At 38.5% G+C, this 13,893-nt stretch carries 14 protein-coding genes and 1 rRNA gene; 3 read left to right on the top strand and 12 right to left on the bottom strand.

Translation table 11 applies throughout. From position 1 onward, the window contains the following. Positions 1–8: 8 nt before the first annotated feature. Positions 9–854: an amino acid ABC transporter substrate-binding protein gene (locus tag E4K68_RS12960; protein WP_135379365.1), complete on the bottom strand. Its 846-nt coding sequence runs from the start codon at positions 852–854 to the stop codon at positions 9–11. A 441-nt stretch (positions 855–1,295) separates the two neighbouring features. Between E4K68_RS12960 and E4K68_RS12955 the strand changes: the two genes are divergently transcribed. Continuing rightward, positions 1,296–2,240, top strand: coding sequence for a DUF4474 domain-containing protein (locus E4K68_RS12955; RefSeq protein ID WP_135379364.1), 945 nt, complete (start codon positions 1,296–1,298; stop codon positions 2,238–2,240). 92 nt (positions 2,241–2,332) lie between these two features. Then, positions 2,333–2,458, top strand: a complete 126-nt coding sequence (locus tag E4K68_RS21455; protein ID WP_282432988.1) for a hypothetical protein — start codon at positions 2,333–2,335, stop codon at positions 2,456–2,458. A gap of 313 nt (positions 2,459–2,771) precedes the next feature. Here the strand turns inward: E4K68_RS21455 and E4K68_RS12945 are convergent, their stop codons facing one another. The 9 genes from E4K68_RS12945 to E4K68_RS12910 all read right to left on the bottom strand — a co-directional run bounded on the left by E4K68_RS12945 (position 2,772) and on the right by E4K68_RS12910 (position 12,540). Next, positions 2,772–3,575: a fumarylacetoacetate hydrolase family protein gene (locus tag E4K68_RS12945; RefSeq protein WP_135379363.1), complete on the bottom strand. Its 804-nt coding sequence runs from the start codon at positions 3,573–3,575 to the stop codon at positions 2,772–2,774. A gap of 85 nt (positions 3,576–3,660) precedes the next feature. Then, entirely contained in the window at positions 3,661–4,923 is a 1,263-nt protein-coding gene (locus E4K68_RS12940) for an MFS transporter (RefSeq protein WP_135379362.1), read from the bottom strand. A gap of 19 nt (positions 4,924–4,942) precedes the next feature. Next, positions 4,943–5,692: an aspartate/glutamate racemase family protein gene (locus E4K68_RS12935; protein ID WP_135379361.1), complete on the bottom strand. Its 750-nt coding sequence runs from the start codon at positions 5,690–5,692 to the stop codon at positions 4,943–4,945. 285 nt (positions 5,693–5,977) lie between these two features. Next, on the bottom strand, positions 5,978–7,342 hold the full coding sequence (gene hydA / locus E4K68_RS12930) for a dihydropyrimidinase (protein WP_135379360.1): 1,365 nt from the start codon (positions 7,340–7,342) through the stop codon (positions 5,978–5,980). A gap of 37 nt (positions 7,343–7,379) precedes the next feature. Further along, entirely contained in the window at positions 7,380–8,051 is a 672-nt protein-coding gene (locus tag E4K68_RS12925; RefSeq protein ID WP_135379359.1) for a GntR family transcriptional regulator, read from the bottom strand. 791 nt (positions 8,052–8,842) lie between these two features. Further along, positions 8,843–9,823, bottom strand: a complete 981-nt coding sequence (locus E4K68_RS12920) for a sensor domain-containing diguanylate cyclase (protein ID WP_135379358.1) — start codon at positions 9,821–9,823, stop codon at positions 8,843–8,845. 933 nt (positions 9,824–10,756) lie between these two features. Next, a complete protein-coding gene (locus tag E4K68_RS20665; protein ID WP_199241764.1) occupies positions 10,757–11,116 on the bottom strand; it encodes a hypothetical protein in 360 nt (119 codons plus the stop codon). A gap of 187 nt (positions 11,117–11,303) precedes the next feature. Continuing rightward, positions 11,304–11,450 carry a hypothetical protein gene (locus tag E4K68_RS20390; RefSeq protein WP_158291416.1) on the bottom strand — a complete coding sequence of 49 codons (147 nt, stop codon included), beginning with the start codon at positions 11,448–11,450 and terminating at the stop codon, positions 11,304–11,306. A gap of 682 nt (positions 11,451–12,132) precedes the next feature. Then, complete coding sequence (locus E4K68_RS12910) at positions 12,133–12,540, bottom strand: hypothetical protein (protein WP_135379357.1); 408 nt, start codon at positions 12,538–12,540, stop codon at positions 12,133–12,135. Positions 12,541–13,123: 583 nt separating this feature from the next. Between E4K68_RS12910 and E4K68_RS20660 the strand changes: the two genes are divergently transcribed. Next, positions 13,124–13,276: a hypothetical protein gene (locus tag E4K68_RS20660; protein ID WP_199241763.1), complete on the top strand. Its 153-nt coding sequence runs from the start codon at positions 13,124–13,126 to the stop codon at positions 13,274–13,276. 208 nt (positions 13,277–13,484) lie between these two features. On the opposite strand, the gene E4K68_RS12905 is transcribed toward E4K68_RS20660, so the two are convergent. Both E4K68_RS12905 and rrf read right to left on the bottom strand, forming a co-directional pair. Then, positions 13,485–13,718 carry a hypothetical protein gene (locus E4K68_RS12905; protein ID WP_135379356.1) on the bottom strand — a complete coding sequence of 78 codons (234 nt, stop codon included), beginning with the start codon at positions 13,716–13,718 and terminating at the stop codon, positions 13,485–13,487. Between the two features lie 39 nt (positions 13,719–13,757). Further along, a 5S ribosomal RNA gene (gene rrf / locus E4K68_RS12900) occupies positions 13,758–13,874 on the bottom strand. Positions 13,875–13,893 lie beyond the last annotated feature (19 nt).

Below are 13,893 nucleotides of genomic sequence, written 5' to 3'. Positions count from 1 at the left end.
TGGTTTGCTTACTTAATGATATCTGATCCAAACCATTGGTTACTGATTTTGGCGGCAGTTCCATCAGCTTTCATTTCTTTAAGTACTCGATTCAACTCTGTAAGGAAGGTCTTATCATTCTTACGTACTCCTACTCCAAACGGTTCTCTGCCGAAATCGCCTTCTTTTTCTGTTAAAATATAGTATTTATCCGTCGTTTTATCTGTGTTAATCAGATAACGGGCGTTCATTTCATTAGTTACCACTGCGTCGATACGACCAGCCTCCAAATCCATTAAGGCGACCGTTGGACTTTCAAACTTTCTGATCTCTTTAATTTGAGAAGACATCGAATCTTGTTTAACAGCCGGTTCCGCTGTACTCCCTAATTGAAGTCCAATGACTTTTCCTGCTAAATCTGCCTTAGTCTTTATCGTGGAGCCTGGCTTTACAACGATAATATTTCTATCTGCCATGTAACTATCTGTAAAACCAATTTCCTTCTGTCTTTCAGTAGTGATACCTAAGGCATTCCAAATGAGGTCGATATCCCCATTCTTCAAATTCATTAATACTCCATCCCATTGTACAGGCTTGAATACGACTTTTACTCCCAACCGCTTGGCAGCTTCTTTAGCTAAATCAATGTCAAAGCCAACGAGCTCTCCCTTTTTATCACGGAAGCCTGCTGGAGGATAATTATCGTCCAAACCGACGACAAGTTCTCCTTTATCCTTAATTTTCTTCCATGACGGATCCCCTGCCTGCTGCGAATCTGCAGTCGGCTGCGTGCTAGCCGTCTTCTGACCGCATCCAGCCCCCAGAAGGGCAACGGCAAAGATTGCCACAAATAATACCAACCATCTTTTTTTCATGTTTAACGTTCCTTCCTTTCACTGTGACAGTATAATCCAAACAACTTACATTAATTATTCATAATACAGAGTCAATAGAACACTCTTCAAATACCAAAGGCATCCCTCCAACTATGGATATCACCTGTTGTTCTTCTGAGTACATTAACATTAACTTTATCTCATCTTAACATTCAACATGTTCCCTTATAATTCCTTCTCATTTACAGGTATTATCTTCTAGCTTGCCTCCTCCTTGCGGATTTGATTTTGCTAATCTAGAAATAATGAGACAACCTAGGCTAAGCCAGGTTGTCTCATTATTTACACCCGATTTAGATATACTCAATTGATATTTGGTACAATATTTCGAAATTTTTCTTCTTGTACCATTCCAAAATTGATCAATCTATGCACCATGTTATGGATAAATCCAATAATATGTACTGAGGGGGGATTCGTATGTCAATTCAAAAAAGATCCATAGGCGAAACGGTCACCCGAAGAAATGGTGACGATCTCAGCTTCTTACCCCAAGGAACGGGTAACGAGGAATTAGATAAAGCAATAGAAATGGCAGGTTATTCATATGATCTGAAACAAGATATTTTCTATTCAACTATGAATCCTTGGCAAAGAAGCATTGGGTATTGTCGTCTTTATGATGAAGCGGCAGCGCCCTTGGGAATGATCATTGATTGTGAACCGATTTACTTTGAATATAACAAACGGAAATGGATGATCGGACTATGGAAAGGTCAGTATGATTTAGTCACTGGTGGCGAAATTGGAATCTATACAGGCGCGCTTGATCTAAAGATTCCTGATATTTTCAGTGGGACTTTTTATAATTGTTGTGGCGATGCTGATCTATTGCAAATGTCTTTCACTTTAAGAAAGAACGGTAAAACTCTGTTTACAAGAGAAGGCAAACACTGGTGGCTAACGGGTTTTAAACTAGGTGAGTTTTCAGAACCCTCAGAATTAGCAATGGATATAAAGATAACCTTTAATGATGAGATAATGCGCGATTCATTTGTGACTGGATTAAGAAGTGCAGGATATTTAAATAATGAATTTACAATAGATAGCAATAGCGTAAGTTTTGCATTTGATATTCCACACACACAGCAACCGATTACACGAACAACAGTTTCTGATCGGATCATTCAAAAGAATAATGAACAATTGTGTAAAATGTATCAAGATATTACGGGGCAATATGCTACTATACCAGATAAAGTAAAAGCAATTGAGGAACAGGCACCTGAGATCTATGAAAAAATCATGCATCTTGGAAGATCAAAGCAATCGTATGAGAAATATGCCATTATCATGGTTCTGCTAATTGTTATTGGAATAATTCTTACGTCATGTTTAATAGGCGATGACAAGCAATCTTTATGAAATAAAACAATCCCCACCTGCTTGTTCGCATGTGGGGATTGTTTTTCACTGATTAATTAACTTGCTAACTTATTGAAAGTGAGGTTGTTGAGGTGTCCATCCAGAATTTTGCTGGTTTTGTTGACCTTGAGCTTGAGCTTGCTTTTGTTGACCCTGAGCTTGCTGATTTTGTTGACTTTGACTCATGTTTTGAAGTCGCTGTTGAACCTGTTCAATAAAGTTGTTCATTTGATTTAGAACCTGAGTAGATTGAATATATCGATCAGCTTGACTCAGGGCTTGCATCCCTTGCTGGATACTTTGTTGTAATTGAGTAAATGCCTCTCCCTTATAATCAACTCATGTTCCCATAGCTTCAGCAAGTTATGTCAACCAATTTTTGCATCTTAAAATTTACGACTCAATAAACAAGTCTATCGGGAAAATAGTCTGAAAAGCTCCTTGTTTCGCCTTTATATAGAAACCCGTTGTCTTATAGACAAGAACTACGTTGCCTTTTAATGACACGTAGTTCAAATCTGCTTGCGTTCACTATATAGATTTATGGCGAGGCGCAAGACTCCATGTATCAGTACTTCTTTTACAATAGTTCGTTAGCGTACCGATCTCCGATATCTCTATTTCAACCTTATCATTTACGTCTAAGGATGAACCATAGCCTCCAGGCGTACCGGTTAAAATAACATCGCCCGGTAGCAAAGTTGTAATATGAGAAATGTAGCTCACAAGGTATTCGATTCCAAAGATTAAATCAGCGGTATTTCCCTTTTGTTTTTGTTGGCCATTTACTAAGGAAGTAATCGTTAAATTATGAGCATCAATTCCGCTGGCTATCCAGGGCCCTAATGGAAGAAACGTATCAAATGACTTTGAGCGAGCCCATAGCCCATCTGTTTTCTGTAGGTCCTTTGCTGTTACATCATTAGCAATCGTATATCCCCATATATATTTATGTGCGTCATCCTCAGACACAAGATGAGCTTTTTTTCCTATAACAATTGCTAACTCTGCTTCGAAGGCCAAATCCTCTGTCATTGGCCATTTTATGATACTTTCACCTGGGTTTAATAGGCTTGTTGAAGGTTTAATGAATAGAAGAGGTTCCACCGGCCACTTGGCTCCGGGTTCGAGAATTGTATCTTTGTAATTGAGTCCGACGCAAACTGCCTTTGTAGGGCTACATGGGGCTAATAGCTTCACTGAGGAAAGATCGTACTCTATTCCCGAAACTTCAAAATCTTGAAACTCTTCACCCATGAGTTTGCTAACTTTGTCTCCATTAACTAATCCATAATGAATCTTATTGTTATTGCTAAAACGTATATATCGATCCATAGACCTGCTCCTTAAACAGGGAGTAGGTGTCACAAAGGGATACCAGAGCAACACCTATCCCAGACTTGACCTATTTCTAATATTCCTAACCCTGAGTTTCGTCGTATACCTTTTTAGTTGGGTCAATTACAAGCCACAATAATGCCCCTGCAACAGATACAACGGATGCGACCAGAAACGGAGTTGCCCAATTACCCGTAGTTTGGACTATATAACCAAAAACTAAAGGGGAAACAAAACCACCAAGGTTCCCAAAGGTATTCATCAGTCCGGAAACAGTTCCCGCATGAGGACCAGCTATGTCTAAAGCGGAAGCCCAATATACTCCAATACCAAACTCCGAAGAAGCTAAAGCAAAGGATAACAGAATGACAGACATTACATTATTCTGAACAAGTGCTCCGGGTACCATAAAGAAAGCTAACGTAATGGAACCTACTAAAGGAATAATCCGACGAGCCCATTTGCTTCCGTTTGTTTTCTTAACTAGTTTATCCGAGAGCATTCCGCCAAGAGTATTTGCAACAGCTCCTGCAAGAAATGGAAGAGCTGCATAAAATCCCATCTTTAACAAGGGGAAATTACGTGCGTCTTTAAGATAGGTAGGGAACCAGTTGAAGTAAATATAAGTGACATAGATGAAGGCCATGTAGCTTAAGCACAATGCCCAGACACTTGGACTAGATAGGATTCTACCCCAAGGGGTTTTAGGTACAGCAATTGATTCCTTTTTACCATTTAAGATATAATCGATTTCTGCTTTGCTTGCAAAAGGGTGATTTTCCGGTCGATCACGGTAAATAATCCACCAACCGATAGCCCAAACGATACCTAAACCAGCACAGAGGATAAATGCCATACGCCAGCCACCCCAAGCGATAATCGCTGCTACAAGAGGAGGGGTAGCTGCCGAACCGATACGGGTAGCACTTTGCAGAAGACCTTGTGACAATCCACGCTCTTCAGGACGCAACCATCTGGAAAGAGCGGATTGAGCTACAGGGAAAGCCCCTGCTTCTCCGACTCCAAATCCAAACCGTATCAGCAAAAAAGAAGTATACCCTCTACCCAAAGTTGTTAAAGCTGTCCATACAGACCACCAAGCAACAAAGATCGGCAAGATGAACCTAGCTCCGAAACGATCACCAAACCATCCACCTGGCATCTGAAATATTGCGTAACTTAAAGTAAATGCACTAAAAATCGCGCCCATCTGAATTTTGTTCAATCCATATTCTGAAGAAATATAAGGAGCCGCAACAGAAATATTTACACGATCCATAAACGTAATAAAGTACATGAGCATAGCCATGCCTAAAATCAAATAACGTACATTAGTTCGTTTCATCCCTTGATCCCCCTTATTCTTATTTTGCCTCGAACAATTTACCCCAGCCTTTAACAACGCTAGGATCAAGTCCTACCATTTTTAGAGTTTTCCATACTGTTACAGCCGTACTATCATAAACAGTGATGCCATAATCTCTTTCAAGTTGTTCGATTTGCCAAGTTGATCTTAAGTTGGTGCAAATAATGCTGGTTCCGTCAGCAGGATCTACGCTTACTTCTTTACACATTTGATCAATTTGTTCCGGGGTTACTAAACTAAAGGAACGATTGACTGTCTGATTCAAACCACGAGCATTAATAACTTTGTATCCGCATTTTGCATACTGCTTAATGATAAGTTCATCGATTGTAGGGATATAAGGTGTAACCGTATGAAGGGTCTTAACTCCGTTTTCCTCGAAAGCATCCAACATTGCTAGCATAGAAGTTGTAGCAGGGATACCCGTTGCCTCAGTGATCTTTTCACATAACATTCTATCGAACTCGAAGCCCACCCAACCACCGGATGTACCATTCCACGCTATTGCATCAACATCTGCATGTGCAAGAAATTCTGCAGCACGAAGAAATGGGTCGAGATCGAACTGCGATAATGCATCCTTGTCTAAGGAAATTTTCGTTACCTCAAGGCGAGAATAGTGCATGGTGACTTGATTCTCAAGACCTGAAACCATTCTTGAACAAATTGGCTCAAGCGCAGTGTTTGAAGAGGGTGTTAGCATTCCGATCTTCTTCTGTTCTGCAGGATCAAACATGGTTTTTTGCATGACTAAATTCCTCCGTTTTTGATTTTAATTAAAGCAGCAGTGGACCGCGCGACTGTATATTGTCGACAATCTACATGTTATATTTATTCGCCATGATTTTAAAGATTCCTCTATTATTATTTGGGAATTTCGAACTTTTTAGCAATAATACAAAAATCAAATTAAGAATCAGATAGGTAGAAAAACATCTTCTAAATCATAAAGAGATCACTATGCAGGGCAAGGAATACTCCTTCCCTAGCAAGAAGGGACTAACCATGACGTTAGTCCCTTCTTGCTAGCACTTTACTGTATGGCTCTCTTAAGATAGTTTCCTTTACCCAGGGTACCCACGAATTTCCCTTGATGAACAATACGCTCTCCACGTAACAAAACGATGTCTACTTTCCCTTTGAGCTTAGTCTGTTCATAAGGAGTATAATCTGATTTTTGATATTGATTTTCCGAGGTGATGACGTGTTCGACTTCTGGATTGAAAAGAACAAGATCGGCATCACTTCCTGGAGCAATAGTTCCCTTCTGTGGATAGATCCCAAAAATCTTCGCTGGATTCGTCGAGACTAACTCAACAAACCTTGATAAATCCATCCCTCTTTCCATCCCATGATGGTAGATTAAGCCAAAGCGATGCTCTATTCCTGGTGCCCCATTGGGTATCTTCCGGAAATCCTCTTTCCCTAGTTGTTTGTGTGTCGAATAGTTAAACCCATTATGGTCGGAGGAGATAATATCGACTGCACCGTTCAATACACCTCTCCACAAACCTTTAAAATTCTCTAGATTCCGAAGAGGAGGAGATAGGACATATTTTGCACTTTCATGACCTTCTAAATTATATCTGTCTTCAGACAGAAGCAAATAATGTGGACAACTTTCGCCGAGGACATGAATCCCCCTAGCTTTTGCCTCTTGGACAAGCTCCAGTCCTTTTGCCGTACTAATATGAGCAATCAATGTTAGGCAACCAGTGAGTTCGGATAAAATGATTGCTCTGTTAATAGCCTCTACTTCCGTGTGCTCTGGGCGACTTTTGGCATGATAAATCGGAGAGATACTTCCTTGAGAAATGTACTGTTCCTGCAAGGCTGCAATAATCTCTTTATTTTCGGCATGAATACATGCAGTACATCCTAGCTTTTTGAATTCACTCATAAACCGAAAGAGGTCTTTATCCGTCATCGCTATGTCATTAGCCATGAACAGTTTGAACGAAGTGATTCCCTGCTCCACAAGAAGCTTCAGTTCATTGAAGGTCTTATCATTCGGTTGAGTAATAATGAGATGAAATCCATAATCGATGGCTGACTGCTTTGCTTTCTCCGACCAATGACTTACTGACTCCTCGAGAGAACGGCCGTTTTCTTGAAGCACGTAATCTAGTATCGTGGTAGTTCCTCCAACTGCCGCAGCTATAGAATCTGTATTATAGCCAGCCGAGATACTTCCATCGTTACAAGGAACCTCCATATGGATGTGAGCATCAATCCCTCCAGGGAAGATATATTTTCCCGTCGCATCGATGACCTCATCGGTTTGTACCTTTAGATTTCTGCCAATCGCGGCAATTTTTCCACCTTGAATGAGAATATCCCCTCGAAATTGGTCTGATGCAGTAACGATATGACCATTTTTTATCAACATACTTTTCATGATTGTACACTCCTGTAACCAGACTTCTTAGGAAATCTTATTCGTACGTGCGATTTAAGGCAGCCTGATACTGTTGTGAATAATACTTCCAGTCATTTTCAATGTGCTTTCGTATCACACCTTCTACAATGTAGGCATCTTTTCCCTTAAGAGCTTCTACGATTTCCTTGTGCTCATCGAGATAATCCCTTGGGCGGGAATACACTTTAAGTTCAGTATTCCTTGCTAAGATACTGAGGGATCGAATCTTATCGACGATTTCAGTAAGTCGTCGATTCCCACTGATGCGAATGATTTGATCATGAAACGCTGTATTTAAATCCACAACTTGCTTCGATTCCTTTTGATCATAGGCCACCTCAGCCTCGTTCACGAGTTGCTCTAGTTCCGCAATTTCTTCGTCTTTAATCTTCAGCGTAGCTAAAAAACCCGCATACGGTTCAGTTGCAATTCGGCATTGATAAACCTCTTCGATATCTTCTACTTCCATAGGATTTACCACTGTCCCATTCTCCATGGTAATGACTAGCCCATCTTGCTCTAACATGCGTAGGGCTTCTCGAATCGGGCTACGACTAACCCCTAATTCCTGCGATAATTTAAGTTCAAGTAAGCGTTCACCTGGTCGAAACTTACCAGTTAAGATTGACTCTCTCAAGATCTGATAAACTTGTAAATGGAAGGGCATATTTTTAATTACACTATCCAAAAAAATCACCTCTCGTTAACAATTTACTACCAATTATTTTAACCTTAAGGAAGTATGCCCCGTCTCTCGTCGACAGTCTACTTATTATTCGTCAAACGTTCTTTAAAATCCTGCAGAGAAATCATTATTTGATGGGACATTGATTACTTAAAGTACTTTAGTACTGAAAGAACAACAAGTGGCATAAATAAAGCGCCTTCCCTTCGTTAAATTCGACGTTGGAAGGCAATTTTTTGTTATCGTCCTCAGTTAAGAAGAAATTCATTAAATAAACCCGCGCATAAGCACGAGTTTATTTAATGAATTTAATCCAAGAGATATAAACGTTTGAGTAAAAGGAAATAGTTAGGAATTCTTTGCGATACTGTACCTTCTGTATAGTCCTGACTATGCTCTATACTAATTTATTAATCTACATCTTAGAAGAACTCTGAGACACCACCTGTTATACCCTGATTAAGGCAATATTATTTCTAAATCTGACAATTCCTGAGTCTCCGTTATAGGAAACCGTATAAAAAAAGCAGTACCAGAAATGACTAGTATCAAGGTCAACTGTTGCATTATGTGACTGAGCAATCCTATAGCAGGTTGCCATCCCTAAGCCAGTTCTCTAGCTTTTGTTGTGAAAAACGACACCTGCTTTCATTCAGCAGATGCTCACAAAAATAATCTGTACTCATCACTCTTCTCTGTCAACCTTTTGACCATTATGGATATATTTGGGTAAATTAGCTATCCTGTCTAAGGTTTACGATATAAAAAATAACTAAAACAAAAATACTATTATTTTAAAAAACAATTTGATTTCGACCCTTATACTTAGCTTGGTATAAGGATTTATCAGCTTCATCAATTAATTTATCGATTGATTCCTGATTATATTCTTTTAGTCCTCCACTGAGGGTAACTACAATTCCATCAGGAAATTCTGATTCTTGAATACTTTTTCGAATTCTTTCCGCTATGGTAAAACATTGCTTACTATTACTTTTCGGGAATATTACCAAAAACTCCTCACCGCCATATCTACCAACAATATCTACTTCTCTTACACTTTTTTTAATAATTTGTGCAACTTGTTTAAGAACCACATCTCCAACTAGGTGACCATGCATATCGTTTATTGCTTTAAAATGATCTATATCTAACATTAAAACGCTCAGACATTCATTATTTCTCATTACCCTGACAACTTCATATTTCAATTTTTCATATAATGCCTTCCGGTTAAAGACCTTCGTTAAATAGTCTATGTTCACTATTTCTAAAAGCTCTTTATTTTTTTCTTCTATTAGTAATTGCATTTCTTTTTCCACCGTAATATCAAAAACTATCCCTGCTACTAATAAAGGTTTGCCGTCTTCATTACGTTTTGTGACTTTACCCCTATCATAATACCATTTCCAGCTTCCGTCTTTAGCCTGTATTCTATATACCACTTCATAGACTGGAGTATGTCCATACAAATGCCGCCTCATATTTTCCATAACTCTTTCATAGTCTTCCGGATGGAGCTTTTCTGTAAAAAACTGAAAGCCTATTTTTCTTGGGATCTCATCTTTTCTGTATTTTAAAGCTAGAATTTTTTGATCATTGCATATAACATTATTACTTTTTACATCCCAATACCAATGGCCTAGATTCCCTACCCAGGGAAAGATCAACAATTCCTCTTGATTCTTTTCTTCCTTCAATGCATCTATGAGGTCTTCTAATTCTCTAATTTTATCAATTAGATTTTCCTTTGAAAGGTCATTATATTTATCCATTATTTTTACCTCTTTTTAACCCTAAAAATATATTTTCTTATATACCTTTGTTCCGAATAATTACAATTTATGTATTTAGTCAATAATGAGAAAATAGCTTCCCAATCTTTCTTCATATCCTTCACAATATTGGGGTCTAATTTCAATCTAAGTGCCATATCATTAGGTCTATGCCAACTATCTTGCCACAAGGGGGCTCTTACCTACGTTAAGCTTTGTTCCTCGGGGAAAAGTTCACTAAACTCTTTATCCTAAGCAAAAAACCATATAGCACAGGCAGTATAACTTGACCTAGGCTATATGGTAGATTAACTCTTCCGTCAAACCACATCCAATGTGGTAAACATCTTCATGTACTCAATAACTTTGAAAAGCAATTCTCAATTCACCCTCTCATTCCCTCTGATTTTAGCATAAATAGAGGTCTGAGAAACCCTTACGATAATAATAAAATCATTAGTTTGGCTGTGGTACAGGCTATAGTGCTGATGATTTACTCTATTGCTATGCAATTTTATTCAAAATCATACGCCAACCCATGACCAGCTGGCCCTGAATGGTCAACCATCGGTTTTTTAGGTTGGGATAATTGGCTACGTGAATTTTGCCGCTGGCATTGTTTGTTATTTGGATTACACCCATATAGGTCTTAAGCTGCTTGTATTCCCCCAGCAGCTCCTTGCGACTTTTCTTATTTCAATTTTCGTCCAAAAATCCAACTATACGGTTAATAAGGCTATTTCCATTCTATCATCACGACCGTCTTACTACCCAGAATAAGACCAGAGGCATTACCATTGTCCACTTATTTAGAGAATATTCCCATTTAATAAAGCAAAAATCCGCTAAGATTTTTTTCTAGCGGATTCAAGTTTACAATATGTGTCGAAGATGTTCTCACGGACAATTTTGGATGTAATTAGGATGTCACGTTTATAGCGAAGACATCATCCTGTCCGAATCAAGATCGTACTCAGACTGTGTTAATTGGGCTTTAACCTCAAGTTTGCTCGCTCGTTTTCCATCATTTGATTTCCTATCCACTTTTTTGCTGCATTCAATGTTTTCGATTTCAATAATTCCTTTCTCTCTATTATTCTTAACGTAAAAGAATAGAGAGCCGATTACTGCTAAAAAGATTGCCAAAACAAAATAAGCCGTTGCTAGAGATACATCAATAGTATTGTCATAAGTATTTACTGTTAAAGCGCTCATAATGACCAACGTTTTCGAATATCCTATTCCATAGAACAATAAAGATAAAAGATAACAAATAGCTGTTACGTTTGGCATATTTCACCTCCACATATTCAAGACGGCGATATTAAATGATCTTCATCTTTCCTTTTATAGTCGTCCAATTGGCAACGACAATCTGCGTTCTTTCTTCGTTTCTCGAGTTTTTTCTTAGCTATCTCACAGTATTCATACGAGTTAGTATTCTTTTTTAAGTGGGTCGCCCCAAAAAAATTTGTTGCGACTAATAATTGGGTTTCTTTGTTCTGGCACACTGGGCATCCATCGTACTTAATCGGTCACTGTTCATCAACGTAATACGTTTTTCGGTTGTAATCCAGCGCGAATTTCTTTCATTTTGATCGCTTAACAGTACACGCATTTGGTTCATTTACGAACTTCTGTTCTCATTATAACCACGTTCTGTGAAAATATCAATATGAAATATGCGCTCATTGCACATCATAGTGGAAAGAAATTATTTTCCCACATACTAGCCACTGCTAAAGCCGTATTATATTTGTTATTGCCCAAAGTGAAACTTCGTTCGTACGTTTGGTGTTGGTAGGCAAGGACGATAATTTTCTAGGCACTCATTGAATGAACTGCTGACCGCGTCGATTCCTCCTTGCAAATCCTTATATTTGAATTGCTTTAGCACAATTCTTCGTCTGCCTGTATATAATAAAGCTACCACCTGGATACAAAAAAGGCCCCACCTTTGCTGAGGAACGATTAGGCAATTTAGTATATTCTGCGTGGAACTCAATTTTTCATGTGAGATAAATTTACAAAACCCTCCAGATTACAAACCCAGTACCTGGATATATTAAATTGGCAGCAATGCAAAGGAATTGATATAGTTAAGTAAAAGTCGCAGATTATTATTTTTTCCTGACTGAAGTAGGGAAGGGAATTGTTCAAAATATTAATTTGCAACTCTATGTCAGTGAGATAAACTTCTTGAAGAAAATGAAACCACCAACTCACAAAAAGTAATACGTGCCATTAAAAAAGGGAGGAGCTTACAAAACAGCTCTTCCCTTTTTACAATAATGAGATATTGAATTCTGTTACACCACGCCATCGCCTTCTTTAATTAATAGTCTAGCCTTTTCAAAAATCGATTCATCAACAACGGTGCCCAGAATAATATCTCGGCCAGTTATAGGATTTTGACCGCCATCACTCATTCCAGTTGCACTTACATCCGTAGAAACTAAGATTCCAGTATCTTGACCAGCATTTATGCCTAAAGTTAATGTTGCTTGACTAGGTGTATCACCTGTTAATGGATTCATTAATTGATCTGCACTTCCAAGCGGATATTTATTAAAACGATCTACTTGAATATCACTCACGCCCAAGTCTTTTAGCTTCTCTTGTACTTTATTGGCTTCTTCTGGACTTTTAAAATACGCAAGAATGTTTTTGGTGGTTCCCTCTTTCGCTGGGTTACTAGAATTGTTTTCTACATTCATATGATATAACGTAACCTCCTGCTGTTAATAATCAATTTCGTCAGATAAATTTCGTTTGAAATAAGGAACATTTAGTTACATATTCTTAAGAACACAAGTTAACCATAAAAACAAATAGAATTCAGTTCAAATTACATTAATAATCCACATTTAAGGCCATATTGGAATTTCTTAAGTCCATTTGGATTTGATGTTGCTTGTAACCCCTTAGAAACTCTATAGCTATAGTAAATAGCAAAGAGTAATCTATTAATAATTTTATCCGTAGATACAATTATTATACTTAGTTAAATAACACCAAAACATTCCAGCTTAATGACCCTCTTATTGGATATAATAAATTTAGATTGGTTGATGAGCTTCTTGAAGAAATAAAGCCACAGCTTACAAGAAGCTCCCTTCTCAATTTGTACTATCAAAAAGGGTGAGCTTATCTGCTAATCCTCACACATGCTTTACGAATATTAGCTCTACCGTTCTCGATGAGGGCCAAGTTAAAAATTGATATATAATACCAAACATTATTTCTCCAAATTTGGAAATACTGTTTTGGTAATATTTAAAAATTAAGGAGGCGTTCTTTTTGAGCACTAATGATGAAACAAAAAGAAAAGTTTTAGCAGATAAACATCCCCAAATGGAACAACATTTTCAAGAGATAAAGAAACAGGCTTATGAACCTCAAATAGAAAGATTGGGGCAAACTGATAAAGAACAAAACCAACGAACCCAATAGTCTATTAGAAACAAAAAATGGGGGAGTCTAAGCTCCCCTTTCAAAAAACACTAACTTCCATAAGTTACATAAAATTCAAAAGACTATATCATTAGAGATAGTCTTTTTGCTTGTTTACCTGGCGATAACCAACGTTCCCTGGGGCCTGCGCCCCAAGTATTCTTGGCCCTGAAACGAAAGGCGAATGAGCCTTTCGCCACACTGCGACTTACAATGCACTCTCCGGCAGTGGATCCTTAACTTCCGTGTTCGGTATACGAAAGTCGGGCGAGACTTTCGCCACACGGCAACCCATAACGAAAACTCCAGCCGTGTGACGAAAGGCGGACGAGACTTTCGCCACATTGCGACTTGTAACGCATTCTCCAGCAATGTGGATCCGAACGGGTGGAACCCCGACCCCATAGAAATTTAAATGCTTAAAAATCGTTCGTTCTAACACAAAAAGACTACCTCGTTAGAGATAGTCTTTTTGCTGTTTACCTGGCGATGACCTACGTTCCCAGGGGCCTGCGCCCCAAGTATTCTTGGCCCTAAAGGTCTTAACTTCCGTGTTCGGTATGGGAACGGGTGGAACCCCTTCGGCATGATCACCAGATGTCTGAGATTTCATCATT

The organism is Desulfosporosinus sp. Sb-LF (assembly GCF_004766055.1).
Lineage (GTDB): Bacteria > Bacillota > Desulfitobacteriia > Desulfitobacteriales > Desulfitobacteriaceae > Desulfosporosinus.
The sequence above is the reverse complement of the archived record's forward strand: the minus strand, read 5'-3'. Positions and strand labels throughout refer to the sequence as shown.

Excerpts from the sequence above, each read along its gene's own strand:
- E4K68_RS12960 (WP_135379365.1), bottom strand. The coding sequence starts at position 854 with ATGAAAAAAAGATGGTTGGTATTATTTGTGGCAATCTTTGCCGTTGCC.
- hydA (WP_135379360.1), bottom strand. The coding sequence starts at position 7,342 with ATGAAAAGTATGTTGATAAAAAATGGTCATATCGTTACTGCATCAGAC.
- E4K68_RS12920 (WP_135379358.1), bottom strand. The coding sequence starts at position 9,823 with ATGGATAAATATAATGACCTTTCAAAGGAAAATCTAATTGATAAAATT.
- E4K68_RS20390 (WP_158291416.1), bottom strand. The coding sequence starts at position 11,450 with ATGAACCAAATGCGTGTACTGTTAAGCGATCAAAATGAAAGAAATTCG.
- E4K68_RS12935 (WP_135379361.1), bottom strand. The coding sequence starts at position 5,692 with ATGCAAAAAACCATGTTTGATCCTGCAGAACAGAAGAAGATCGGAATG.
- E4K68_RS12940 (WP_135379362.1), bottom strand. The coding sequence starts at position 4,923 with ATGAAACGAACTAATGTACGTTATTTGATTTTAGGCATGGCTATGCTC.
- E4K68_RS12910 (WP_135379357.1), bottom strand. The coding sequence starts at position 12,540 with ATGAATGTAGAAAACAATTCTAGTAACCCAGCGAAAGAGGGAACCACC.
- E4K68_RS20665 (WP_199241764.1), bottom strand. The coding sequence starts at position 11,116 with ATGCCAAACGTAACAGCTATTTGTTATCTTTTATCTTTATTGTTCTAT.
- E4K68_RS12955 (WP_135379364.1), top strand. The coding sequence starts at position 1,296 with ATGTCAATTCAAAAAAGATCCATAGGCGAAACGGTCACCCGAAGAAAT.
- E4K68_RS12945 (WP_135379363.1), bottom strand. The coding sequence starts at position 3,575 with ATGGATCGATATATACGTTTTAGCAATAACAATAAGATTCATTATGGA.